Below are 23,239 nucleotides of genomic sequence, written 5' to 3' on the forward strand. Positions count from 1 at the left end.
ATTCTCATTCTTGGGTATTAGATTTCCATAGTGGGCCGTCGGCGTCAACGAGAGGGTCGTGCACCCGCTCAGCACGGCCGTGCGGTCACTGGATCGGCTCGTCGCCGAGCACGGTGGTGCGCAGCATTTCCCTCCGTGAGCTGGGGTCATAGGGGGCTGCGCGGTGTAGGACGCCCCGGTTGTCCCAGATGACGGTGTCGCTGACCGACCACTGGTGGCTGTAGACCTTGTCGTCACTCGTGGCCCGTTCGAGCAGTTCCGTCAACAGCGCCCGCCCCTCGTCGAGATCCATCCCGACGACGTAGTCGGCCGATGCTCCGAGCACGAGGGACCTGCGGCCGCTGCGATGCGTCCACACCAGCGGATGCTCGTGGGTCGGCCGAGCGCGCCACCGCGCTAATTCCTCCGGTGACGGATCCGGGGTGACGCGCCGCTGCGACGCCTCGAGTGAGTGCACAACGCGCAGCGACGCGAAGCGCTCCTTCTCCTCGTCACTCAATTCGTCAAAGGCGCCATAGGTGCTGGAGAACTCGGTCTCGCCGCCACGCTCGGCGACCTCGACGGCAGACAGCACCGTCGCCTTTTGCGGGTACTCGTCGCGGGTCGGCGTGCAACCGTCGATGTGCCAATCGAATGTGGCACGCAGATAACCCGCCGAGGAGTTCTTCGACTTGTCGAGTGTGATCGGGTAGATGCCTGCGACGGGGTGATGTCCGTCCGAGGAGTGGTCGATCGCGCCGAGTCGGCGGCAAAACGCCACCTGCGCTTCGGGATTCAGCCCGAGCCGCGGAAAGACCAGCACGCCGTTTTCCTCGAGTGCATCGAGCACCGCGTTGCCGAGCAGGTCATCGCTCCCAAGCCGGTCGGAGTCGACGCCGACGACTTCCGCACCGACCGACTCGGTGAGCTTGTTGATCGTCAGCAGGCTCATGGCACCGGCTCCCCGATGCGATCGATGACGGCGTCAGCCGAGTCGGTGGGCTTCTGTTGGCCGAACACCTCGACGGCCATCGACACCATGATCATGGAATAGATGAGGTGCAGCAGATTCAGCGCGTCCTCCGGCACGTCATCGAGCGGAAGCTTATCGCAGTAGTCGATGGCCTCCTCGAAGCGAGGAGAAAACGCGTCATAGAACTCACGGATCTCGGGCATCGGAGTCGCCAGACGCATATTCCATCGCTCAGCTTCCGTTGCCAGACACCATTTTCCGGCGAATGGCTCGAACTCGGCGAACGCGCTCGGCAGTCGTGATTCCGTCATATTCATACCTTCACCGGTTGACGCTCGTTCGTGTATTCCTCGACCCAATCGACGGCCACCTTATGCAGATGACGCACCAAGATTTCCTGGTCACTGAGCGGGAAGTCGTCGACTACGTCGTACTCGAGCGCCGCCTGCGTGCCGCCCAGCATGCCGGCGTCCTGTAGCGCGAACTCCTTGAGCACGACGGAGGCGACCTCGTGTTCGATGCGCTCGCGGACGGTGCGGGCCGGATGGAATGCGTTGTACGCCTCGAACTTGTGGGTGTTGTGCGACGTCGGCCAGTACCGGTACAGCAGGTACCAACCGTGGTAGATCAGGATCTCGAGGTTCGGGAAGATCTGGAAGTTGGTAATGCCCCACGGCTCGATCCCGCCCGGGTTGAGACCCGCCGATTGGTGCGTCTCCGGCGTACGCCATGGTCCGACCAGACCGCTGCGCGTGGCTCGTTCGACGGGATACATGTACTCGGGAGCCAGCAGCCATCTGCGGGTACCGGCCGTGGACACCAACCGGTGCGGCCCATCGATCTGAAAGTGTCCGCATTCGAAGGTGGCGTTGGGCTGTCGCACGGCCGTGGGCACTTGCTGCGAATGCAGAGACGGCACGTGATAGTACTCCTGGAAGGCGTCGGCGAAGATCTTCCAGTTGCTGTTGTTGTGCGCGACGAAATCGTAACGCTCGGTCATCAATTCGAACGGATAGTCGTCCAGTGCGGTGATCATCGGCCCGAGGAATTCACGCAGGGTCTGTCGCGGTTCGGGGTCGAGGTTGATGAAGATGAAGCCGTTCCAGACGTCGCAGTTGACCGGACGCAAGCCGTATTGCGCGGTGTCGAGGTCGAAGAACTCGCCGGGTTGCTGCACGAACGTCAAAGCGCCTTCGAGGTCGTAACGCCAACCGTGGTACTTGCAGGTGAATTGACGACAGGTGCCCTTGACCTCCTCGTTCGGAAAGTCGTTCCACACCAATTTGTTTCCGCGATGGCGGCAGACGTTATAGAAGGCGCGGATCGACTGATCCTTGCCCTTGACGACAATGACCGACGTCTTGGCGGCGTCGATCTCCTTCGTGAAATAGCTGCCGACGCGCGGAACCTCCTCGACCCGACCGACATTCAGCCACGCGCGCTTGAAGATGGCTTCACGCTCGAGTTCGTAGAATTCCGGCGACGTCGAGTCACGAAATGAAATCGGGTCAATCCCGAGTCCCGGGTAGTGCTCCGTCCAGCTTCCTTCGGCCGGTTTAGGCCAGCGTCCCATCCTGCCCTCCTCTCACAACACCGCTCCGCCGTTGACGCCCAAGACCTGACCGGTGATGAAACCAGCCTCTTCCGAACACAGGAATCCGACAGCGGCGGCGATGTCGTCGCCGGTACCGAGGTGGCCGAGCGGGACGCTGGCCGCCATCTGTTCGTTGGACGGCAGATGTCCTTCGGCCTGCCCACGGTGCTGCATCGGCGTCTCGATGGCTGACGGTGGAATGTTGTTGACGGTGATCCCTAGCGGACCATATTCGCGGGCAAGCGATTTGGTCAGTGACAGCAGTGCGCCCTTGGAGGCGGCGTAGTGCGCCATTTTCGGAGACCCCCGCTGGGCACTTGACGACGAGATCATCACGATCCGACCCCATTTGGCCGCCACCATGTCGGGCACCGCGACCTGACAGCAGTGGAAAGTGCCGGTCAGGTTCACCGCGATCAGCCGATCCCACGACTCGGGGGTGATCTCGGTAAACGGCGCAAAATCCACCAAGCCGGCGCTGGTGACCAGGATGTGCACACGGCCGAGCTCTGACCGTATCTTGGCGAACGCTTCTTCAACCGCGGCGCGGTCACTGACGTCGGCGGCAACGGCGAGTGCGGCGGCTCCCGTGGCGCGCAGTTCCTCGGAAACACGTTGCGCCGCTTGGCCATCGATGTCCATCACCGCGAGCTTGTGTCCGCGCCTAGCCAACTCATGGCAGGTCGCTTCGCCCATGCCGGAAGCGCCGCCGGTCACCACAGCCACTCGGCTCATTGATTCTGCTTCCTAGTAGTCGTAGGTCAGCCTGATCGTCGGGCTGGTCGGTAGGGCCTGACAGGTGAGCACGTAACCCTCGGACACCTCGTCCTCTTCGAGCGCGTCGTTGTTCACCATCCGGGCGCTGCCCTCGACGACGCGCGCCATGCATGTGCCACATGAGCCGGCTTCACAGGAATACGGGGCCTGCAGCCCGGCTGAACGCGCAGTCTGCAGCAGCGTGTCACCGCTCCGGTAAGTCGCGGTCGTCTTCCGGCGCTCGAGTTCGATGACGACCTCTTCGGTGCGCACCGCCGTGTCCTCAATCATCGAGGCGCACATTATCAAGTACTTGTCATTAATATCAACTACTTGCTATGTCCGGACCGATGTGATCGGTGTGCAACTTGTGCCCGGTGCCCTGCTCGATCACCCGGCCCAGCAGCTCTTTCAGCGTTTCCTGCTCGTCGCTGCTGAGGACGCCGAAGACCCTGTCGTTCGCGGCGATCGCATCGCTGACTACGGCCTCGGCGACCTTGCGTCCCTCGTCCGTCAGGAACGCCTGCAGTATCCGGCCGTGTTGTGGGTTCTGTTTCCGCTCGACAAGTCCGCGACGCTCGAGTTCCTTGAGCGCCAATTGCACTCCCTGCGGACTGATGAGCAAACGACGCGCGAGGTCGGCTCCGGACAGGCCGGGCTCGGTGGCCAGTTGTCGCAGCATGCCGATCTGCGCGGTGCTCACGCCGTGGTCGCTGACGGAATCATTCACGGTTGTCAGCGAGAAATACCACGCCTGCTTGAGCAGCCAGAGGATGTTGTCGGTTTGTTCCACGCTCGCCTACTTTCTCCAGCCTCCGCGCTTGTAGATCTGGCCGTTCTTCATCACGAACTCCACGTCCAGCGTGGTCGCGATATCGCGCGACGGGTCACCCGGCACCGCGATGATGTCGGCAAGGTATCCCGGTGCGAGCCGGCCCAATTCGTCGTCCGCCTCGATGAGCTCAGCACTAGTCACCGTGGCTGCCCGAATCGCCTCCATCGGCGCCATACCGCGATCCACCAGCGCGCACAGCTCTTTGGCGTTCTGCCCGTGTGGGATCGCCGGCGCATCCGTTCCGCACGCGATTCGCACACCTGCGGCGATCGCCTTCGGCAGCATTGCTTGTGCGCGCGGAAACACCTCCTCGGCTTTCTTGCGAAGTTCAGGCGCGATGCGGTCGACCGCCATCGCTTCGGTGAGATAGGTGGTCGAGACGAGGAACGTGCCGTGGTCGACCATCATCTGGATGGTCTCGTCGGTCGCGAGGAAGCCGTGTTCGATGCAGTCGATGCCGGCGCGAATACAGGCACGAATGGCCTTGTCCCCCACCGCATGTGCGGCCACTCGCACACCGGCGCGGTGCGCCTCGTCGGCGATCGCGGCGAATTCGTCGTCGGAGTACTGCTGGGCGCCGGGGGCTGTGCTGTGCGACATCACACCGCCGGACGCGGACACCTTGATCAGCTTGGCTCCGTGGCGGATTTGATAGCGCACGCACGCCCGGACGTCGTCGACTCCGTTGGCGATGCCCTCGGCGACCGACAGCGGCATGATGCCCGGCGCCAGCCGTTGAAACACGGTTGGGTCGAGGTGGCCTCCGTACGGGGTGACCGCATGGCCTGCCGGGTAGATACGTGGACCGATGTGCCAGCCCTGGTCGATGGCGCGCTGCAGTGCGACGTCGAGCAGATACCCGCCGGTCTTCACCATCAGTCCGAGATTGCGCACGGTCGTGAACCCGGCCTCGAGCGTGGTCCGCGCGTTCACCGCACCGCGCAAGGTCCGGTATGCGGGGTCGTCCTGCACGCCGTGCATCGGATTGGGTAGCCCCTCGGGGCCACCCGGGCCCCCGATGAGCAGGTTGAGTTCCATGTCCATCAGCCCCGGCAACAGCGTCACATCGCCGAGGTCGATATCCGTCGAGTCAGCAGGCAGCTCAGCAGGATTGATCGACTGGATCCGTTCACCCTCGACCACCACCACCGCGGGCGAATGCACCTCGCCGGCGTCGACGTCGGCCCATCGCGCGGCGTGCAGAACGGTGGTCACGGCACCGGTTCAGAGAGGCAGTCAAGAGTCGCTGCGCCGGAATCCGGCACCCGCGGCTGCTTCCAGCATTCGACAGGAAACGAGACCATGATCATCGAATACAACAGGTGCATCAGATTGAGCACGTCGTCGGGCATGTCGTCGAGCGGGAACTTGTCGCAGTAGGAGATTGCCTCCTCGGCGCGCGGTGTGATCGCGTCATAGAAGGCCTGCATCTCGGCCATCGAACTGGCCAACCGCTTCGCGAAGCGCTCGGGTTCGGTGGCCAGACACCACTCCGAATATGGCTCCAGGTCGGCGAATTCGGCGGGCAGCACGGCGGTCATACCTCCACCGTCCTGCGCTGGTAGTCGTCGACCCACGCAGCAGTTTCCTTGTGCAGGTGGCGAATCAGCACCTCTTGGTCACAGAGCAGGAACTCGTTCACCACACCCGACTCCACCATCGTCTGCGTCGCCTCGAGGGTGTTCGCGTCCTGCAGCCCGTACTCCTTGAACGACACCGCCGCCAGCTCCTGAGCGATCCGCTCTCGCGGCGTGCGCGGCTGCGGGAAGTACAGCGTGCCCTCGAAGATGTGCCTGTGGTAGGACGTCGGCCAGTAGTGGTAGGTCAGATACCAGCCCTGGCCCCAGATCAGGATCACGAAGTTGGGGAACAGCTGGAACGAATCCAGGCCCCAGGGGTCACATTTCGCCGGATTGAGGCCGTCGGGCATCTCGCCCAGGTCCGGCTTGTCCCACGGCCCGAACAGACCGCTCTGGCAGATGTCCTCGATCGGCTTGCGCATATCGGGGTCCATCTCCCACGCCCGCACTCCCGACGTGCTCACCAGACGATGCGGCCCATCGAGGCGATAGTGCGGTGCCTCGAACCCGGCTTCCGCAGCGGCCTTCGAATACGCCGACGGCGACTGGTTCGCATGCAACACCGGGGCGTGATAGAACTCCTGGAACGCGTCCATGTAGAGCTTCCAGTTCGCCTTCACCTCGGAGCGGTAGTAGAACCGAGACGTCATCTCGCCGAACGGATAACCCTCTAAACCGGTGACCATCGGACCGAGGAAATCGCGCAAAGACTGTTCCGGTTCGTCCGCGAAGTTGACGAAGATGAACCCTTCCCAGACATCGCAGTGCACGCTGACCAATCCGTAGCGGCTCTTGTCGAGATCGAAGAACTCTTGCTCCTGCTGCACGAAGGTCAGATTGCCGTCCAGGTCATAGCGCCAGGCGTGGTATTTGCAGGTGAACTGCCGACAGACGCCGCTGGTCTCCTCGAGCGGCATGTCGTTCCACACCAGCTTGTTGCCGCGGTGCCTGCAGATGTTGTGGTACGCCTTGATCTCGCCCGCGGTGGTGCGCACCACGATGATCGACGTGTTGACGACTTTCAGTTCCTTCGTGAAGTAGCTACCTTTGCGCGGAAGTTGTTCGACGCGACCGACATTCAGCCAAGCCCTCTTGAACACCGCTTTTCGTTCCAGCTCATAGAACTCCGGGCTGATGGAATCCTCATAGGACACCGGCGCGGTTCCCAGCTGCGGGTAGTGCTGGGTCCAGCTGCCTTCGGGGGGTTTGGGGAAACGAGCCATCGCCTTCTCTCCTCCACTCGGTAGCGCCGACGGTATATGCTCCAGGCAACAATCACAAGTAGTTGATATTGCTGTGATATCGCTCGGAAGGAGACGGTCGCGTGCGCCAGGACGAGCTGTTCATCGGCGGTAATTGGGCGAAGCCGAGTACCGACCAGCGCATCGAGGTGATCTCTCCTCACTCCGAAGAACTGGTGGCGCACGTCGCGGCCGCGGGACCAGAGGACGTGGACAGGGCGGTCGAGGCCGCGCGGGTGGCGTTCGACACGGGCCCGTGGTCCCGACAGGCGCCCGCCGAACGCATCGACGCCGTACGCCGGCTTGCCAAGCTGTACGGCGAACGACGGTCCGAGATGGCCGGGCTGATTACATCGGAGATCGGTGCTCCGATCAGCTTCTCGCAGCGGGCCCAGGTCGGGCTGCCCGCGATGATGATGAGTGCGTTCTGCGACGTAGCCGAGGCCTATCCGTGGCAGGAGGCGCGGCCGGGAATGTACGGCGCCGACATCCACATCCGCCGCGAGCCGGTCGGCGTCGTCGCCGCGATCGTGCCCTGGAACATGCCGCAATTCCTGATCACCACCAAGCTGATACCCGCGCTCTTGGCCGGATGCACTGTCGTTCTCAAACCCGCTCCGGAATCACCGCTGAATGCGCTGCTGCTCGCAGAGATGATCGCCGAGATCGGCCTGCCGGACGGTGTCGTGAGCGTGCTGCCCGGCGACACCAGGGTTGGCGAGTTCCTGGTGAAACACCCTGGCGTGGACAAGGTTTCGTTCACAGGGTCGACGGCCGCGGGCAGGGCCGTCGCGGCCGCATGCGCAACCGACCTACGGCGCGTGAGTCTCGAACTGGGCGGCAAATCCGCCGCGATCGTGCTCGCGGACGCCGAACCGGGCACGGTCGCCACCGGCGTGCGGTCGGCCAGCCTGTCGAACAGCGGCCAGATCTGCAATGCGCTGACCCGCATACTGGTGCCCGCCGGTCGGGCCGACGAATTCACCGACGCACTGGCCGCCGAGATGACGTCCATGGTCGTCGGCGATCCGGCGGACAGCGCGACGCAGGTGGGTCCGCTTGTCGCGCAACGTCAGCAACAACGTGTGCGCGACTACATCGAGAGCGGCCAGCAGCAGGGCGCTCGCGTTGTCGTCGGCGGCGCGGAGATGCCCGACGGGCTGGATCGAGGGTGGTATGTCCGGCCGACGCTGTTCGACGGTGCCGACAACTCGATGCGGATCGCGCGCGAGGAGATCTTCGGGCCGGTGCTGACCGTGATCCCGTATGCCGATGAGGACGAGGCGATCCGGGTCGCCAACGACTCCGACTACGGTCTGGCGGGTTCGGTGTGGACGCAAGACACAGACCGCGGACTGGCCGTCGCCGCCGCTATCCGCACCGGTACGTTCGGTGTCAACCAGGGCTACACCATGGATCCGTTCGCCCCGTTCGGCGGCGTGAAGGCCAGCGGCTACGGACGCGAACTCGGCCGTGAGGGCATCGACGGCTACACCGACACCAAATCCATTGCGGTAGCCGGTTAGTCATCGGAGCCTTAAGCCGCGTGTAGGTCGGTGAGTTCGATGCCGATTCTGATTTCGACTTCGCTGACCGTGATCAGTGCAGCGCCGGGCAGCGGGGGCGCTGTGGAGCGATACCGGGCACCGGTGGGTGTGATGAATTCGGCTGTGTGCGTACCGTTCTCATCACCAGCAGTGACCCGCCAGCCGGGTGCCTCTTTGGTGTAGTTGCACCGTTCGCACTCCCCCAACCCATTGACCGCACTGGTGGGCCCGCCACGGTTACGGGGGGTGGCGTGATCGCGATGCCGAATCGGCGCATCACAATACGGGGTGCGACAGGTTCGGTCCCGCACCCCGATAAACGCCGCCAGACCTTTGGGGAACAACCGCGACCGCGACTCCATCGCCACCAACGCCCCACTCCTGGGATTCCGATACAGCCGCCGCAACGTCGCCAACGACCGGTCATCAACGACCGCATCACGCACCAACCGTTGCGCCAGCGACGCCGGAATCGGCCCATACCCGTCGAGCACAGCAGGCGCGGTGTCTTGGCCCCACAACGCCGCATCCGACACCACCACATTCAGCGCCACCGGCGCAGGCTCGTCAGCGGGCCGGCCCGTGACCCGCTCAAACAGCGTGTCGGCCATCACCTGCCCCCGCGAACGCTCATCAAAAGTGGTGTCGGCCTGACGTTTGAGCGCGGCATACACTCCCACCCCCTTGGCCACCGGCAGCAGCACGGTCACATACGTCATGCAATCCGGCGCCGGGCGGATCGTGACGGTGCGATCGTTCTCCGCCTTGGCTGCCCGGTCGACCACCGCCTGGGCATCGAGGCGGCAGGCGATCTCTTTAGCCTTCGCGGTGATCCGCGCGTCGCCCTTGCCCTCGAGCGTGCCGACATCAGCGCACATCTCGGCATCCAGCCGGCGCCGATCCTGCACCGACAGGCACGCCGACTCGCGCGCAATCAACGTCGCGCGCCACTCCGACAGCGCCCCGCACTCCAGGGCGGCCAACGTATGCGGCATCTCATGCACCAGCGCCTTGGCCAACCCCAAATGCTGGCCGCCACGTTTCGGGGAATCCCGCCGCGCCAACGCCACCTCGCTCGCCAGACCCTTGCCTTGGTCGGCCGTGGGCACCCCGGCCGCGGCCTCCGCCGCGCGCCGCTTGTCGTCCAACGCCGCCGCCGCGCGCGCCTGACCCGCGGCCGCCGCCGACTTCACCCGCTCCAACCACGCAATACGCTCGACCAACGCCGACTCATCGGCATGCGCATCCACCGCCGCCAACACCACTGCATCGAACATACATTCGATACTAGAAGAGGGGTCCGACAAAAATCACTCGGTTGGTCAGCGAGCCGGCAAGCCGAGCACGCGCTGCGCGATGATGTTGCGCTGGATCTCCGACGTGCCACCCGAAATGGTGCCGGCATACGTGGCGACGTAACGACTGAACCAACTGCCGGTGAAAAGGTCTGGGCTGTAAGGGTTGTACGGCGCGGTGAGCGCTGAACTGCTTAGGCCGTCGACACCCGCCGCGTCCAGGGCGTGCCTGAACGCGCTCTGCTCGGCCTCCGACCCCAACAGCTTGAGCACCGAAATGCCGGGGATGTCTCGCTCGCCGCGTGCGGCCTGGCCAAGCGCAACCGAGCCCAACAGACGCAACGCTTGATAATCCATCGCGATGGTCGCGTACCGGTCCCGATTGAGCTCCCCGACAGGTCGGTAATCCTCGAGCAACTGTTCCATTCTGTTGGCGAACGCCATCCACATCATCGTTCGCTCATGGCCGAGCGATCCGTTGGCGACCTTCCACCCGCCGCCCCGCGGACCGACGAGATTTTCCACGGGCACGCGCACGTCTGTGAAGAACACTTCGTTGAAGTCGAGGCTGTCTCGGTCGACGACCGACGCGAATGGACGGCGCTCGACCCCTGGCGTATCGGTGGGGATCAGCAGCGCACTGATGCCCTTGTGCTTCGGCGCGTCGGGATCGGTACGCACGAAAGTCAGCAGCACGTCGGCGTCGTGGGCGCCAGACGTCCACACCTTCTGCCCGTTGACCACGAAGTGGTCGCCGTCGAGTACGGCGCGGGTGGCCAGTCCAGCGAGATCTGATCCCGCGCCAGGCTCGCTCATGCCGAGGGCCGCTGTCATTTCCGCACGCAAGATCGGAACCGCCCACTGCTGCTTTTGCTCGTCGGTGCCGAACGACAGCAGCGACGCCGCGATGATGCCGACGCCCTGCGGGTTGAAACAGTGGTAGATGCGCCGGCGCGACAGTTCTTCACGATGGACGAACTGCTGCAGCACACCCGCGTTTCGGCCACCGAATTCGGGAGGGTTACCCGGCAACAGCCAACCGTGGTCGAACTGCAGCCGCTGCCAGTCGCGCGCCCACTGCGGCACGTGCGCCGTCGACCGCGACCGCTCGGCGGCCTGCGCCTCGGTCGGCAGGTGGTCGTCGAGGAATCTGCCGAACTCCGCGCGGAACTCCTCGACCTCGGGGTCGAATGTGAGCTGCACACGGCCAACATATCAAGTACTTAACATTTGTGCGCCGGTGCGCTATGACTGATTGGATGCTCGAGTCGGAAAAGATCCTCATCACCGGTGCGACGGGAAAGATCGCGTTCCCGATCGCGCGTGCGCTCGCGGAGCGCAATGATGTTTGGGGCGCTGCCCGCCTAAGGGATCCGGCCGATCGGGACAAGCTGGCGGCCGCCGGCATCAAGCCCGTGGCGCTGGACATGAGCACCGGCGATTTCTCAGCCCTGCCCGACGATTTCACGTACGTCTTCCATGCTGCGGTCGACGTCGGCGCCGGCGAGTGGACGGACTGCGTGGACACCAACGCGCAGAAGTCCGGCGACTTGCTCTACCGCTGCCGAACCGCGAAGGGTTTTGTCTTCTGTTCCACCGGCTCGGTGTACGGATACCAGGGGCAGCGGCCATTGCGTGAGTCCGATCCGCCAGGCGTCCCACTTCGCGCGAACTACAGCTTCTCCAAGATCGCCGCCGAGGCGGTCTGCACCTGGATCGCCAAGCAGTTTCGGATCCCGCTCACGATCATCCGGATCTGTTCCACCTACGGTCCAGAAGGTGGAGCGCCTGCCGACCGGCTCGAGATGATGTTGGCCCACAAGCCGATTCGGCTGTACCCCGACAAGCCCAACAATTACAACCCGATCTATGAAGACGACTACGTCGAATTCGGTGTCCGGGCCATGGAGGTCGCGGCCACACCGCCGATCGTGGTGAATTGGGCAGGAAGCGAGACCGTGAGCGTCGAGGAGTACTGCGGCTACATGGGTCAACTCGTCTGCATCGAGCCGATCTTCGAATACACGCCCGACGCCCACACGCCATTGTGGCCCGATGTCACCTACATGCACGAAGTGCTGGGGCGCACCAAAGTGCCGTGGCGCGAAGGCTTCCGGCGGATGATCGAAGCTCGCCACCCTGAAATCATTCTGACGGAGAGTAATTGACATGCAACTACCGGGCACACCGTCGGATGAGGTCGACGGAGTACTCGCCGCAGGCCACGGCGATATCACCACTCTGTTCGTCTCCATGGCGAGGCGGCATCCCGAGGGAGCGGACGCCGAGTACCTGCGTTGGCACACCCTCGACCACCGGCCGGAACAACACCGACTGACGGCGGTGCGGGCGTCCCTGCGGTTGGTGTCGACGCCCGCGTGCCGGGCTGCCCGCGCCACGAACCGCGACCCTTACGACGACATAGACCACGTGATGACGTACTTCTTCACCGATCAAAGCGGTATGACGGGTTTTCTCGACCTGGCCAAGGCGCTAAGCAACGCTGGCCGCAAACTCCCGCTGCTGCCTCCGGTCGAGCGCGGCATCTACCGAGTCGAGGACAAGGCCACGGCGCCGCGCGTCAAGATCGGAGCCGATGTACTGCCGTGGTGGCCCGTCCGCGGCGTTTATCTCCTGCTGGAACAGGGTGGTTCAACCGCAGCGCAGCTGACGGACGTGGATGGTGTCGCCGGTGTGTGGTCGGCGGCGTCGCAATCAGTCGACGCCCGATTGGCGAGTGCCCCTGCGGGCCAGACGATTTCGTACTGCTTCCTCGACGACGACCCGGTTGCGGCCGCGGGCCGGCTGCGCCCGGTTCTGGAGAAACGATGGAGCAACAACGGAATCGAACCACTCTTCGCCGCTCCGTTCCATGTGGTGGTGCCGTATGAGTGGGATCGCTATGTGCCGTAAGGGGCTTGGATGCGAATCGGTTTGATGGTCGGCTCCGACAAGGAGCGTTCACGGGCGGACCGGCTGACGGGGGTGCTCGACGACGGAAAAGCCGCCGAAGATCAAGGCTTCGCGTCGTTCTGGTTCCCGCAGGTGCCCGGCTACCTCGACGCGCTGACGGCGGTGGCGCTTCTCGGACAGGTGACCGAGCGGATCGAAATCGGGACGGCAGTCGTCCCGATCCAAACCCGGCATCCTCTGATCCTGGCCCAACAGGCGCTGACCACGCAGGTCGCGTGCTCCGGGCGCTTCAGCCTCGGGCTTGGTCCATCGCACCACTGGATCATCACGGACCAACTGGGCTTACCGTATGACCGGCCGGCGCGCGTGGTTCGCGACTGCCTCGACGTTCTTACGGCCGCGTTCGCGGGCCCGGGAACGGTGGACGTCGAGAACGATAACTATCGGGTGCACAGCCCCATTGACGTCACCGATTCATATGAGATGCCAATGCTTTTGGCCGCGCTCGGTCCGACGATGCTGCAGATCGCGGGCGAGCGCGCCGGAGGAACGATTCTGTGGATGGCTGACGAGCGAGCGATCGGCGACTACGTGGTGCCGCGCGTCACCGAGGCGGCCGCCGCAGCGGGCAAGTCCGGAACACGCATCGTCGCGGGCGTGCCCGTCGCCCTGTGCTCGCCCGGAGAGGTCGACGGCGCGCGCGCATACGCCAGCGACGTGCTCGGCCATGCCGACTTCTCTCCCAATTACGTTCGGCTGCTCGAACACGGCGACGCCGAGGACGTCGGCGACACCATGGCGGCGGGCGACGAATCGACGGTGCTCGCGCGCTTGCAGAGCTACCGCGATGCGGGCGTCACCGATCTCGCCGCGCGCGTCGTGCCGCTCGGCGCCGATGCGCAAGCGCGCAAAGCGTCGCGGGAACGCACCCAAGAGTTCCTCGCTTCACTCAACCTCGATTGACAGACTGCCGCACACCTGTAAAGTGTTGATCGATCGATCAGACTTGTGAGGTGGAGATGGCTGGGCGTGTCGAAGGCAAGGTCGCTTTCATTACTGGCGCGGCGCGCGGGCAGGGCCGCAGTCACGCGGTGAGGCTGGCGCAAGAAGGTGCCGACATCATCGCGATTGACGTCTGCAAGCCGATCAGCCGCAGCAGCGAGATTCCGCCGTCGACGCCCGACGACCTGGCCGATACCGCCGATCTGGTCAAGGCGCAGAACCGCCGCATCGTCACCGCCGAGGTCGACGTCCGCGACTACGACACCCTGAAGGCCGCTGTGGACAGCGGTGTCGAGCAGTTGGGCCGGCTCGACGTCATCGTCGCCAACGCCGGCATCGGAAACGGTGGAGCCACGCTGGACAAGACCAGCGAGAGCGACTGGAAGGACATGATCGACGTCAACCTGTCCGGAGTCTGGCACACGGTGAAAGCCGGTGTGCCGCATCTACTCTCCGGGGGTCGCGGCGGCTCGATCGTGCTGACGAGTTCGGTGGGAGGCCTCAAGGCCTACCCGCACACAGGGCACTACATCGCAGCCAAGCACGGTGTCGTTGGCTTGATGCGGACCTTCGCGGTCGAGCTCGGGCAACACTCCATTCGCGTGAACTCCGTCCACCCCACCAACGTGAACACGCCGATGTTCATGAACGAGGGGACGATGAAGTTGTTCCGGCCCGACCTGGAGAACCCAGGCGCCGACGACATGAAGGTCGTCGCGCAGCTCATGCACGTGCTGCCGGTGGGCTGGGTGGAACCGGTCGACATCAGCAACGCCGTCTTGTTCCTGGCATCCGATGAGGCTCGCTATGTCACCGGCCTAACCCTGACAGTCGACGCCGGCAGCATGCTGAAGTAGATCGACCGATCAGAAATGACTAACTTCGCATCTGTCGACTATTTCTCCGATCAAGCCGTCGCACAGGACCCCTATGACTACCTCGACTACCTACGCAGCCAGGGACCTGTGTTTCGGGAACCGCATCATGGCGTCGTCGCCGTCACGGGCTACGCCGAGGTCATGGCGGCGTTCAAAGACGTCGACGCATTCTCCGCAGTCAATGCGATCGGCGGGCCGTTTCCGCCGCTGCCGTTCGAGCCCGAGGGTGACGACATCACTGCGCAGATCGAGGCGCACCGTCATCAGTTTCCGATCAACGAGCACCTCGTTGTCATGGATCCGCCGGCACACACGCGTGCGCGCTCCCTGCTGAGCAAGTTGTTGACGCCAAAGCGGCTCAAGGAGAACGAAGACTTCATGTGGCAGCTGGTTGACCGCCAGCTCGACGAGTTCATCGCCAACAACCACTGCGAGTTCTTGGCCGAATTCGCAAGGCCGTTCGCCACATTGGCGATCACTGACCTTCTCGGCGTACCGGAGGAAGACCGCGACGAGATTCGACACGCACTCGGCGCCGGCCAACCGGAGGGTGGTGTTGGTGCGCTCGACGGCGAGCCGGTGGGACTGAATCCGCTGCAGTATCTCGATGACAAGTTCAGCGCCTACCTGGCAGAGCGGCGAAGCGAGCCACGCGACGACGTACTCACCACCATGGCGACCGCGACATACCCGGATGGCTCGACGCCCGAACTACTCGAGGTCGTTCGCCCCGCGACGTTCCTGTTCGCAGCTGGCCAAGAGACCGTCACCAAGCTCCTCAGCTCGGCGGTGCAGGTACTGGGCGAGCGACCGGATCTGCAGCAGGAGGTGCGGGAGAACCGCAAGCTGGTCGGCCCGTTCATCGAGGAATCACTGCGCACGCAGAGCCCGACGAAGGTGGACTTCCGGCTGGCGCGGAAGACGACCACGCTTGGCGGCGTTCACATTCCGGCGGGAACAGTGATCATGTTGTGCCTCGGCGCGGCCAACCGGGATCCGCTCAAGTTCGAGGATCCGCACGAATTCCGGTTGGACCGCAAGAACGTTCGCGAGCACATCGCCTTCGGCCGCGGCATCCACACCTGCGCAGGTGCACCGCTTGCACGCGTGGAGGGTGTCATCACTGTCAACCGGATGCTCGACCGCATGCGCGACATCACGATCAGCGAAGCCAAGCACGGCACCGCCGACGACCGTCACTACAGCTACGAGCCGACGTTCCTGTTGCGCGGGCTGACAGAACTGCACATCGAGTTCGCGCCGTTGTAGTTGGCGGCACTCCGTCGGCATGCCGCGACAAGAAACATCTACCTGGTTGCGGCGCGGAACGCCTCGACGAGTGACGAAAGCTCCTCCACCGCCCGGTCGGGTGCGACGGATAACGATGCCGGAAACCGGACGTCGGTCACCCCGGCAGCGACGAGCGCCGGGACGCCGGCAACCGACGCCTTGAAGTCGATCGATCGGTCGTCTCGTTTCACCACCCGCGCAACGCCCTGCACCTGCAGATCGTTTGGCTCTCCGCCGAACTCGCGCACCCTCTCCTGCATCGCTGCGATCGCGCCGGGCAGATCCGCGTACGCCGGCCCCCACGGGATCCAGCCACTTCCGAAGCGCGCAATCCGGCGCGCGACAGCGTTGTTCACCGTGCCGCTGATCCACACCGGCACGCCACCGGGTTGTACCGGCTTCGGCATTTGGTGAATGCCGTCGAACGTCAACTCGTCAGATTTGTAGGACGCCCGCCGTTGCGTCCACAGCGTCTGGCAGACCTCTATCGTGTGGTCGAGCAGTCGTCCGCGGTTCTCAAATGACAGGCCGGCGGCTTCGTATTCCTCACGCTGCCAACCGACTCCGACGCCGAGGTCGACTCGACCCTCCGACAACACGTCGAGGGTGGCGAGTTGTTTGGCCAGCACTGCGGGGCGACGTAGTGCGGCGAGCAGGATCGCGGTGCCCAGCCTGATCCTGTTCGTCGTGGCGGCGATGGCCGTAAGCACCATCAGAGGCTCCAACCAGCTTCCATCTGGACCCGTCGGCTGCCGCCCACCGACCTGTCCACCGATCGTCGGATCGGCGTAGGCGTCCAAGTTCTCCCCGAACACCACGTGGTCGGACACGACTACCCGGTCCACTCCCGCGGCGTCCATGGCGCGGGCGTATTCCAAGGTGGCAGGCCAGTCATGGGATGGACCGTCGGTGTAGGTCGTCAGATAGAGCGAGAGTTCGGGTGCGCGCACGGTTTCAGCCTCTCCGCCGACCAGGGGTTGTCCCATGTGTCTATCACCGCGGCTGTCGACAACGGTTTACGGGACACCGGATGATGCCCCCCAACCGGCCAACCGACCGTCACCAGCGTCGCAATCTTCCAATCGTCGGGGATGCCGATCGATGCGCGCAGTTCGTGCTCGCATTGGCCGTGCCACAGTGTGATTGCCGCGCCCAGGTCCTGTGCGCGTGCCGCAAGCAGAAAGTTCTGAACGGCGGGAAAGATTGAACCGGCCTGTTGCATTTCGGTGGTCCCCCGCTGAGGCTGCACGCAGAAGAGCACGAGTTCCGGCGCACCCCCGCCAACCTTCATGTGTTCGGCCATCGCGCGAAGGACGCGTGACTTGGGGTCGTCAGCACCGTGCGCGACCGTGGGCAACCGGTAGAAGTCTTTCATCACCTCCCAGGTCTGCTGGGCCGCAGCGGTGATCACGTCCCGAAGTTCGGAGTTGCGGATCACCACGAATCGCCACGGCTGCCCGTTGCCGCCCGACGGCGCCCACGTCGCCGCCAGCAGGCACTTCTCCAATACCTGATCGTGCACGGGCTCGTCGCGATACCGCCGGACCGCGGTGGCCGAGCTCATGACTGTCCACAGGTCATCAGAGACCCGCGGCACGTCCTGGCGGCTCATGCGTTCGCCAACCGAGGCAGCACACCTTGCCACTGCCCACCGCGCACGGGCCCGGTGATGAGCGGTAGGTCGAGAGTCGACAGCACCCCCGGGGGAGCCGCCATGACTGCCGGGATCGCGTTGAGTTCGCGCATGACGGTCGCATAGGTCAAGCCCCGCATATTGTTTCCGCGGCCGTGCATTTCGATGTCCACTGTGTAGGTCGGCAGGCCGTCGACGATAACGCGGTATCCGCCATGCGGCGACGGATGCCGCGGCCAGTCCGGCGCCGCGCTGTCGCCCATGCGGGTGATGTGCTCGAGCACAACGCGTTCCTCGTCGTCCACCATTCCGGCGAGCTTGAAGCGCATCCCGCCCATCGTGCCTGGCTCGATCCAACCGGATGCGACCTCGTAACGCTCTGTGGCCAACCACTTCTCGATGGTGGTGTCAACGCGGTCGAGTGGCAGCCCGACTCCGTCGGCAACCAGATGAACGATGGGCGCCCACAGGGCGGCGAGGCGCTCGGTGTCGAACAGCGGCGCTGGATGGTCTGGCGGGTGACCGAAGCCCATGAAGTCGAACATGATCTCGGGCTGATCGATGGGGCCGTAGTCGAGAATCTCGAGCATCGTGATCGTGTCGACACGGCTGCTGAACCCTGTCATCGTCAGCGCGATGACATCATTCGCCCAGCCCGGATCGACACCGCTGTTGAAGAAGCTGGTACCGCCCTCGGCGCACGCCGCGGCGATGAGGTCGGCGGTTTCTGAGTCCGCGGCGGGTGGGTAGCACATCGGCACCAGCGACGTGCACACCACGTTCTTGCCCGCCCGTAGGCAGCGCGCGATGTCCTGTGCGGCTTCGTGATACCGGTAGTCGCCCGACGCGAAGTAGGCCACCACATCGGCGTCAACTGCCAAAGCGGCCGCGATGTCGCGGGTCGCGGTGATGCCGGTCGCGGGCATGCCGCACAGGTCGCCGGCATCCTTGCCGTCCTTGTTCTCGGCGTGCACCACGACGCCCACCAGGTCCAGACCGGGATGCGCGATCACTGCTCGCAGTGCGCCGACACCGACTTGTCCAGGGCCCCACAAAATCACCCGTGGGTTGCGTTGGCGATCCGTCATGAGCACCCTTCCCATCTGATCCACCGCCTGTGAGAACATAGCTTCTCAGTAATTGATAACACCATTGCCGGATTAGAAGAACTGCGGAGGAGACAATGAGCGATTACGAGTTCCTGAAGTGGGAGTCGTTCGACGACGGCCAGATCGTTCGGATCTCGCTGAACCGACCGGAACAGCGAAACGCGCAGAACCGCGGAATGCTGGTCGAACTCGACGACGCGTTCACCAGGGCCGAGGCCGACGACACCGTGCGCGTCGTGATCCTTGCAGGTGAGGGGCCGATGTTCTCTTCGGGTCACGACATCGGGTCCAAGCAGGCAAGAGCCGAGTTCACCCCGGGACCGGGTCAGCATCCGACGGCGGCGATCAACGGTGGGACCCGTGAAGGCGCCGAGAAGATCATGCTGCAGGAATGGCACTACTTCTTCCAGAACAACCTGCGCTGGCGCAACCTGCGCAAAATCACCATCGCTCAGGTGCACGGCGATGTGTTCTCGGCGGGGCTCATGCTGATCTGGGCATGTGACCTGATCGTCGGAAGCGAAGAAGTGCGCTTCGCTGATGTCGTCGGCACCCGGCTGGGCATGTGCGGCATGGAGTACTTCGGTCATCCGTGGGAGTTCGGGCCACGTCGCACCAAGGAACTGATGCTCACCGGCGACGCGATCGACATCGACGAGGCGTACCGCCTCGGCATGGTCAGCAAGATCTTCAAACGCGAGGAACTCGCCGACCGCACATTGGAGATGGCCAGGCGCATCGCGACTGTCCCGACGATGGCGGCCCTACTCATCAAGGAATCCGTCAACCAGTCCGTCGACAACATGGGCTTCTACAACGCGCTGCAGTCCTGCTTCACACTGCACCAGCTGAATCACTCGCACTGGGTCGGTGTGCGCGACGACAAGGGTGCCACGGCAGGTGAAGAGCAGGGTGTACCGAACTGGCGCACCGCTCCCCCGATAGTCCTGTCGGTCAAGGACAAGGTGCGTTCCGACGCATGACGATCGCTCCGCAACCGATGCAGGTGACAATCCCCGGCCACCTATTCGGCCAGCTGCCGTTCTACGACGTCGTCGACACCGATGACACTGTGATTCTGGATCTGCACAACAGAGAAGATTTGGTCAACATCCGCGGCGCTCTGCAGGGCGGCCTCGTCGCCACGCTGATCGACGTGGCGGCAGGCAGGCTGGCGATCAAGTACACCGGCGGGGCCGGGGCGGGCACCGCGGACATGTCGATCCACTTCCTGGCGCCGGTGGTCGAGGGGCCCGCGCGAGCGACCGCAACGCTGCTGCGCGCGGGTAAACGATTGATCGTCGTCGCCGTCGATGTCGTCGATGTGGCTGGAGACCGACTCGCCGCGCGCGCCACGCTGAGCTTTGCCGTCATGGCGCAACGAGATCCGGCTCAGCCCGCGACGGCGCCGTAACGCGCATCGGCGACGCGGTCGAGCGCGACCGCCGATTCGCCGTACACCATGGCCCAGCCGCGGACCCGGCGGTAATACAGCTGGATGTCGCCTTCCATCCCGAACCCGTAGCCGCCGTGGATGTGCAGACTGCGTTCCGTCGCGTCGCGCGCGGTCTCGTATGCGAACGCGAAGGCCATGGCCGCCAACTCTTTGACGCGGTCGGGTTCGTCGACGAACGCACAGGCCGCTTCGAATGCCAACAGCAGCGCGCCATCGGCCGCAGTTGCGCTGTCCGCCAACGGATGCGAGACGGCTTGAAAGGATCCGATCGGGTTTCCGAATGCATGCCGCTGCTTGGCGTATTCGACACCCAGTTCGACGGCCTTCTTCGCCGCCCCGGCGAGGGCAGCGGCGGTGAGAGCGAGCCACAGATCCAGTGCATCGGAGAACATCCGGCCCGCATCGTCGCCTTCGGCGAGAGTCACGACGTCATCAGCGACGGTGACATCGGCCAGCGGAAGCGAGCCGAGATTCTGCACGGGCCGGCGGTTGTCTGCGAGTGGTACCACGATGAGGCGCCCCTCGACCAACGCCACCACGGCGTCCGCCACTGCTCCGGCGGGGACGAGTGCGAGCACGTCACCGCGGGCTGCACGTGGCGCGAAGCTGACCAGCTTGTCGCCCGCCAGAGCTCCGCCAAGCAGATCGGCTCCCACATCTTCGCATCGGCTGAGCAGCCTCGCTGCCACCTGAGCCTCGATAACGGGTGCCGATGCGACCGCCCGACCGAACTGCTCGGCGATCAAGCTCAGTTCGAGCTCGGAGGCACCCCAGCCACCCGCGTCGACGGCCATCTCCACGGCGCCGGTTTCGGTGAGCGCCTTCCACAGTCTTGGGTCGAATCCCGAAGGCTCTGCGGCCCGGACACGCTCAGACGTCGACTCCCGCGCGTATATCGCGGCGAACGACTCGACGAGCTGCCGCTGTTCGCCGGAAAGGCTCAGGTCCACGCTTTGGTCCCATCACGTGCGGATATGGTTACTCTCACAATTGAGAGTAACATTACCGCCGACGCGGTCCGCGGGGCGCGTGGAACACAGATGGGTTCTGATTCATGCACTTTCAGCTCAACGCCGACACTGAGATCTACCGCGAGGAAGTGCGCAACCATCTCGGTAAGGTGCTGACCCCAGAGTTGGAGGAACGGGTTTACCGCAGCGGCGTCTCGCATGACGACGACTTCGCGAAGGGACTGGTGAGCGAGGGGTATTTCGCCCCGCGTTGGCCCACCGAATTCGGCGGCCAGAACCGCGATGCATGGGACGAGCAGGTGCTCCGAGAGGAACTCATGCGGGCGGACGCGCCCATGTACCTTTCGGAGACGACTCGAATGGTCGCGTCGATCATCCGCGCGGTCGGCACACCCGAGATGAAGGACCGCATTCTCGGCGGTGCGATGAAAGGCGACATCACCATCGCGCTGGGCTTCACCGAACCCGAGTGCGGCTCGGATGTCGCCGCCGCGACGACAAGGGCCGTACGCGACGGCGATCAATGGGTGATCAACGGTTCCAAGATGTTCACCACCAATGGTCACATCGCCGATTACGTATTCCTGCTGGCGCGTACGAGTCCCGACAAGCCCAAGCACAAGGGACTCACCATGTTTCTGGTCCCACTGGACTCCGACGGGTTCGAAGCGCAAGCGGTGTGGACGCTTTCGGGTGAACGCACGAACATCACGTTCTACAGCGACGTCCGCATTTCAGATGAGTGGCGGATCGGCGATGTCGACGCCGGCTGGCAGGTGATGGGCTTGTCGTTGCAGGACGAGCATGCGTCGGGTTGGGGGCCGCATACTTCGCGGCTGCTGCACCACGCCGAGCAGTGGGCGGCGAACACAATGGCCGACGACGGGTCACCGCAGCTGGCCAAGACCGACGTCCGGCGCAGGATCGCCAGAGTCGCAATGGAAGACGAGGTCTCAAAGCTGCTCTTGCGGCGCTGCGTCTGGATGACCGAGGCGGGTCAGATCCCCGTGGCCGAGGGGCCGATGTCCAAGGTGTTCAGCACGGAAGCACTCGTGCGCGCCAGCCAGGACATCATGGAGATGGTGGGTCCCGACGCGGCGCGGAGCTACTTCGAGCCAACGGCACCGGAGCAGGGTCGTTTCGAACACCTCATGCGATTCTCGTTGGGCACCACCATTTACGCCGGAACAAGCGAGGTGCAGCGGTCCATCATCGCCCAGCGCGGCCTCGGCCTACCCCGTTAGTTTCTTGGGTTTGCGAGTCGTGGTGCGTCGCGGCACCGCTTTTGCAGGCGTTGCCTTCGCAGGCGTCGCCTTCGCCTTGGCTGCAGTCGGTGGTGTCAGCGCCTGCCTGCACCATGCCCACAGTTGATCCTCGGTGAGTTCTGCACCCTTGACGCCCAGATGGAAGACCCCGATCTGGGCGAGCGCGATCAACGTCGAGTTCAACAGAGTGGTGAGCTGCGTCGGAGTTAAGTCCTTGCGTACGAGCCCGGCTCGGGAGCATGCCGTGAGAAGCTTCGTCAGCAGTTTCTGATGTGGCTCCCAGATCTTGGCGAAGTCGGCGGGCCGCTCGATCTCCAAGCTCAGGTTGTAAATCGTCATGACTCGCCCACCGATTGCCTCGGATGACTCCGCACGGGATAGGAATCCGCGACAGAAGGCCTCGAGCTGTTCCATCGGCCCCTCGGCTGCGGCAACCTCATGGCGGATCGCTTCGATAAACTGACTCGTAGCGTTCTCGTACAGCGCCAACAGGAGTTCTTCCTTGCCCGCGAAGTGTTGATAAAACGCGCGCAGGCTCAGGTTGGACCGGTCGATCAGCGTTTGGATCGTGAAGTCGGCTCGTCCGGACTCTTCGACCAGCTCGAGTGCGGTGGCGAGGAATCTCGAGCTGCGGGCCAACGCGCGCGCTCTGGCGGTGGACAGTCGACGCTCGATCGTTCGTTCCTGCCAACTCGTCGGCATCTCGAGTTCGGCGTCGACGATTTCCAGGCCGGTTTTGGGCTCCGGTGCGGTGCGCTTTTTAGCAGTCATGGTGCATTGAGAATACGCGTTACCTCGCCTACTCGGCCAACCTACCTACACGCGCATGTTGACGTCGATTGCAAGGTTGCGACCCGGGCGCGCCGATACGGGCCGATGCGCTACTCTGGAAACGGCCATTCTCGCTTGCGGGAATCCAAGT

General features: G+C 64.1%; 24 protein-coding genes and 1 pseudogene. 9 read left to right on the forward strand and 16 right to left on the reverse strand.

Annotated elements, in window-relative coordinates:
• Nucleotides 1–85 precede the first annotated feature (85 nt).
• From ACWW36_RS28740 to ACWW36_RS28780, 9 genes and pseudogenes are all read right to left on the reverse strand, one after another.
• Nucleotides 86–931, reverse strand: coding sequence for a TauD/TfdA dioxygenase family protein (locus ACWW36_RS28740; RefSeq protein WP_456139302.1), 846 nt, complete (start codon nucleotides 929–931; stop codon nucleotides 86–88).
• Nucleotides 928–1,263 (reverse strand): hypothetical protein, encoded by a 336-nt coding sequence (locus ACWW36_RS28745; protein ID WP_456139303.1) that lies wholly within the window; start codon nucleotides 1,261–1,263, stop codon nucleotides 928–930. The genes ACWW36_RS28740 and ACWW36_RS28745 overlap by 4 nt, the downstream gene beginning before the upstream one ends.
• A 2-nt stretch (nucleotides 1,264–1,265) precedes the next feature.
• Nucleotides 1,266–2,525 (reverse strand): aromatic ring-hydroxylating oxygenase subunit alpha, encoded by a 1,260-nt coding sequence (locus ACWW36_RS28750; RefSeq protein WP_456139304.1) that lies wholly within the window; start codon nucleotides 2,523–2,525, stop codon nucleotides 1,266–1,268.
• A 12-nt stretch (nucleotides 2,526–2,537) separates the two neighbouring features.
• Entirely contained in the window at nucleotides 2,538–3,281 is a 744-nt protein-coding gene (locus ACWW36_RS28755; RefSeq protein ID WP_456139305.1) for an SDR family NAD(P)-dependent oxidoreductase, read from the reverse strand.
• A gap of 12 nt (nucleotides 3,282–3,293) precedes the next feature.
• Nucleotides 3,294–3,578: pseudogene (locus ACWW36_RS28760) on the reverse strand (2Fe-2S iron-sulfur cluster-binding protein); the annotation flags it as partial.
• Between the two features lie 49 nt (nucleotides 3,579–3,627).
• Nucleotides 3,628–4,095, reverse strand: a complete 468-nt coding sequence (locus ACWW36_RS28765) for a MarR family winged helix-turn-helix transcriptional regulator (protein ID WP_456139306.1) — start codon at nucleotides 4,093–4,095, stop codon at nucleotides 3,628–3,630.
• Nucleotides 4,096–4,101: 6 nt separating this feature from the next.
• Nucleotides 4,102–5,352 (reverse strand): metal-dependent hydrolase family protein, encoded by a 1,251-nt coding sequence (locus ACWW36_RS28770; protein ID WP_456139307.1) that lies wholly within the window; start codon nucleotides 5,350–5,352, stop codon nucleotides 4,102–4,104.
• Nucleotides 5,349–5,678: a hypothetical protein gene (locus ACWW36_RS28775; RefSeq protein ID WP_456139308.1), complete on the reverse strand. Its 330-nt coding sequence runs from the start codon at nucleotides 5,676–5,678 to the stop codon at nucleotides 5,349–5,351. Before ACWW36_RS28775 ends, ACWW36_RS28770 begins: the two co-directional genes overlap by 4 nt.
• Nucleotides 5,675–6,940 (reverse strand): aromatic ring-hydroxylating oxygenase subunit alpha, encoded by a 1,266-nt coding sequence (locus ACWW36_RS28780; protein ID WP_456139309.1) that lies wholly within the window; start codon nucleotides 6,938–6,940, stop codon nucleotides 5,675–5,677. The genes ACWW36_RS28775 and ACWW36_RS28780 overlap by 4 nt, the downstream gene beginning before the upstream one ends.
• A 101-nt stretch (nucleotides 6,941–7,041) precedes the next feature.
• Between ACWW36_RS28780 and ACWW36_RS28785 the strand changes: the two genes are divergently transcribed.
• Nucleotides 7,042–8,484, forward strand: a complete 1,443-nt coding sequence (locus ACWW36_RS28785) for an aldehyde dehydrogenase (RefSeq protein ID WP_456139310.1) — start codon at nucleotides 7,042–7,044, stop codon at nucleotides 8,482–8,484.
• 11 nt (nucleotides 8,485–8,495) lie between these two features.
• Here the strand turns inward: ACWW36_RS28785 and ACWW36_RS28790 are convergent, their stop codons facing one another.
• A complete protein-coding gene (locus ACWW36_RS28790) occupies nucleotides 8,496–9,782 on the reverse strand; it encodes an HNH endonuclease (RefSeq protein WP_456139311.1) in 1,287 nt (428 codons plus the stop codon).
• A 45-nt stretch (nucleotides 9,783–9,827) separates the two neighbouring features.
• Nucleotides 9,828–11,003 carry an acyl-CoA dehydrogenase family protein gene (locus ACWW36_RS28795; protein WP_456139312.1) on the reverse strand — a complete coding sequence of 392 codons (1,176 nt, stop codon included), beginning with the start codon at nucleotides 11,001–11,003 and terminating at the stop codon, nucleotides 9,828–9,830.
• 56 nt (nucleotides 11,004–11,059) lie between these two features.
• Here ACWW36_RS28795 and ACWW36_RS28800 point away from each other — a divergent pair, with 56 nt between their 5' ends.
• From ACWW36_RS28800 to ACWW36_RS28820, 5 genes are read left to right on the forward strand one after another with little or no spacing between them, the layout of a single operon-like run.
• A complete protein-coding gene (locus tag ACWW36_RS28800) occupies nucleotides 11,060–11,968 on the forward strand; it encodes an NAD-dependent epimerase/dehydratase family protein (protein ID WP_456139313.1) in 909 nt (302 codons plus the stop codon).
• A gap of 1 nt (nucleotide 11,969) precedes the next feature.
• Nucleotides 11,970–12,713, forward strand: a complete 744-nt coding sequence (locus tag ACWW36_RS28805) for a hypothetical protein (RefSeq protein ID WP_456139314.1) — start codon at nucleotides 11,970–11,972, stop codon at nucleotides 12,711–12,713.
• A gap of 9 nt (nucleotides 12,714–12,722) precedes the next feature.
• Complete coding sequence (locus ACWW36_RS28810; RefSeq protein WP_456139315.1) at nucleotides 12,723–13,676, forward strand: TIGR03564 family F420-dependent LLM class oxidoreductase; 954 nt, start codon at nucleotides 12,723–12,725, stop codon at nucleotides 13,674–13,676.
• Between the two features lie 56 nt (nucleotides 13,677–13,732).
• Nucleotides 13,733–14,572 carry a mycofactocin-coupled SDR family oxidoreductase gene (locus ACWW36_RS28815; protein WP_456139316.1) on the forward strand — a complete coding sequence of 280 codons (840 nt, stop codon included), beginning with the start codon at nucleotides 13,733–13,735 and terminating at the stop codon, nucleotides 14,570–14,572.
• 15 nt (nucleotides 14,573–14,587) lie between these two features.
• Nucleotides 14,588–15,862, forward strand: coding sequence for a cytochrome P450 (locus ACWW36_RS28820; RefSeq protein ID WP_456139317.1), 1,275 nt, complete (start codon nucleotides 14,588–14,590; stop codon nucleotides 15,860–15,862).
• Between the two features lie 38 nt (nucleotides 15,863–15,900).
• Here the strand turns inward: ACWW36_RS28820 and ACWW36_RS28825 are convergent, their stop codons facing one another.
• Genes ACWW36_RS28825 through ACWW36_RS28835 form a run of 3 tightly spaced genes read right to left on the reverse strand, consistent with a single transcriptional unit; the run spans nucleotide 15,901 to nucleotide 18,577 of the window.
• Nucleotides 15,901–16,869: a TIGR03619 family F420-dependent LLM class oxidoreductase gene (locus tag ACWW36_RS28825; RefSeq protein WP_456139318.1), complete on the reverse strand. Its 969-nt coding sequence runs from the start codon at nucleotides 16,867–16,869 to the stop codon at nucleotides 15,901–15,903.
• Nucleotides 16,803–17,495 carry a nitroreductase family protein gene (locus tag ACWW36_RS28830; protein WP_456139319.1) on the reverse strand — a complete coding sequence of 231 codons (693 nt, stop codon included), beginning with the start codon at nucleotides 17,493–17,495 and terminating at the stop codon, nucleotides 16,803–16,805. The genes ACWW36_RS28825 and ACWW36_RS28830 overlap by 67 nt, the downstream gene beginning before the upstream one ends.
• Nucleotides 17,492–18,577 carry an NAD(P)H-dependent amine dehydrogenase family protein gene (locus ACWW36_RS28835; RefSeq protein ID WP_456142665.1) on the reverse strand — a complete coding sequence of 362 codons (1,086 nt, stop codon included), beginning with the start codon at nucleotides 18,575–18,577 and terminating at the stop codon, nucleotides 17,492–17,494. The genes ACWW36_RS28830 and ACWW36_RS28835 overlap by 4 nt, the downstream gene beginning before the upstream one ends.
• 122 nt (nucleotides 18,578–18,699) lie before the next feature.
• Between ACWW36_RS28835 and ACWW36_RS28840 the strand changes: the two genes are divergently transcribed.
• Complete coding sequence (locus tag ACWW36_RS28840; protein WP_456139320.1) at nucleotides 18,700–19,608, forward strand: enoyl-CoA hydratase; 909 nt, start codon at nucleotides 18,700–18,702, stop codon at nucleotides 19,606–19,608.
• 17 nt (nucleotides 19,609–19,625) lie between these two features.
• A complete protein-coding gene (locus tag ACWW36_RS28845; RefSeq protein WP_456142666.1) occupies nucleotides 19,626–20,039 on the forward strand; it encodes a PaaI family thioesterase in 414 nt (137 codons plus the stop codon).
• Here ACWW36_RS28845 and ACWW36_RS28850 read toward each other — a convergent pair.
• Nucleotides 20,018–21,031: an acyl-CoA dehydrogenase family protein gene (locus ACWW36_RS28850; protein WP_456139321.1), complete on the reverse strand. Its 1,014-nt coding sequence runs from the start codon at nucleotides 21,029–21,031 to the stop codon at nucleotides 20,018–20,020. The genes ACWW36_RS28845 and ACWW36_RS28850 overlap by 22 nt on opposite strands.
• 104 nt (nucleotides 21,032–21,135) lie before the next feature.
• Between ACWW36_RS28850 and ACWW36_RS28855 the strand changes: the two genes are divergently transcribed.
• Complete coding sequence (locus tag ACWW36_RS28855; protein WP_456139322.1) at nucleotides 21,136–22,296, forward strand: acyl-CoA dehydrogenase family protein; 1,161 nt, start codon at nucleotides 21,136–21,138, stop codon at nucleotides 22,294–22,296.
• On the opposite strand, the gene ACWW36_RS28860 is transcribed toward ACWW36_RS28855, so the two are convergent.
• A complete protein-coding gene (locus ACWW36_RS28860; RefSeq protein WP_456139323.1) occupies nucleotides 22,285–23,088 on the reverse strand; it encodes a TetR/AcrR family transcriptional regulator in 804 nt (267 codons plus the stop codon). The genes ACWW36_RS28855 and ACWW36_RS28860 overlap by 12 nt on opposite strands.
• Nucleotides 23,089–23,239: the final 151 nt, after the last annotated feature.

The sequence above is a fragment of the Mycobacterium sp. MMS18-G62 genome (assembly GCF_053877835.1).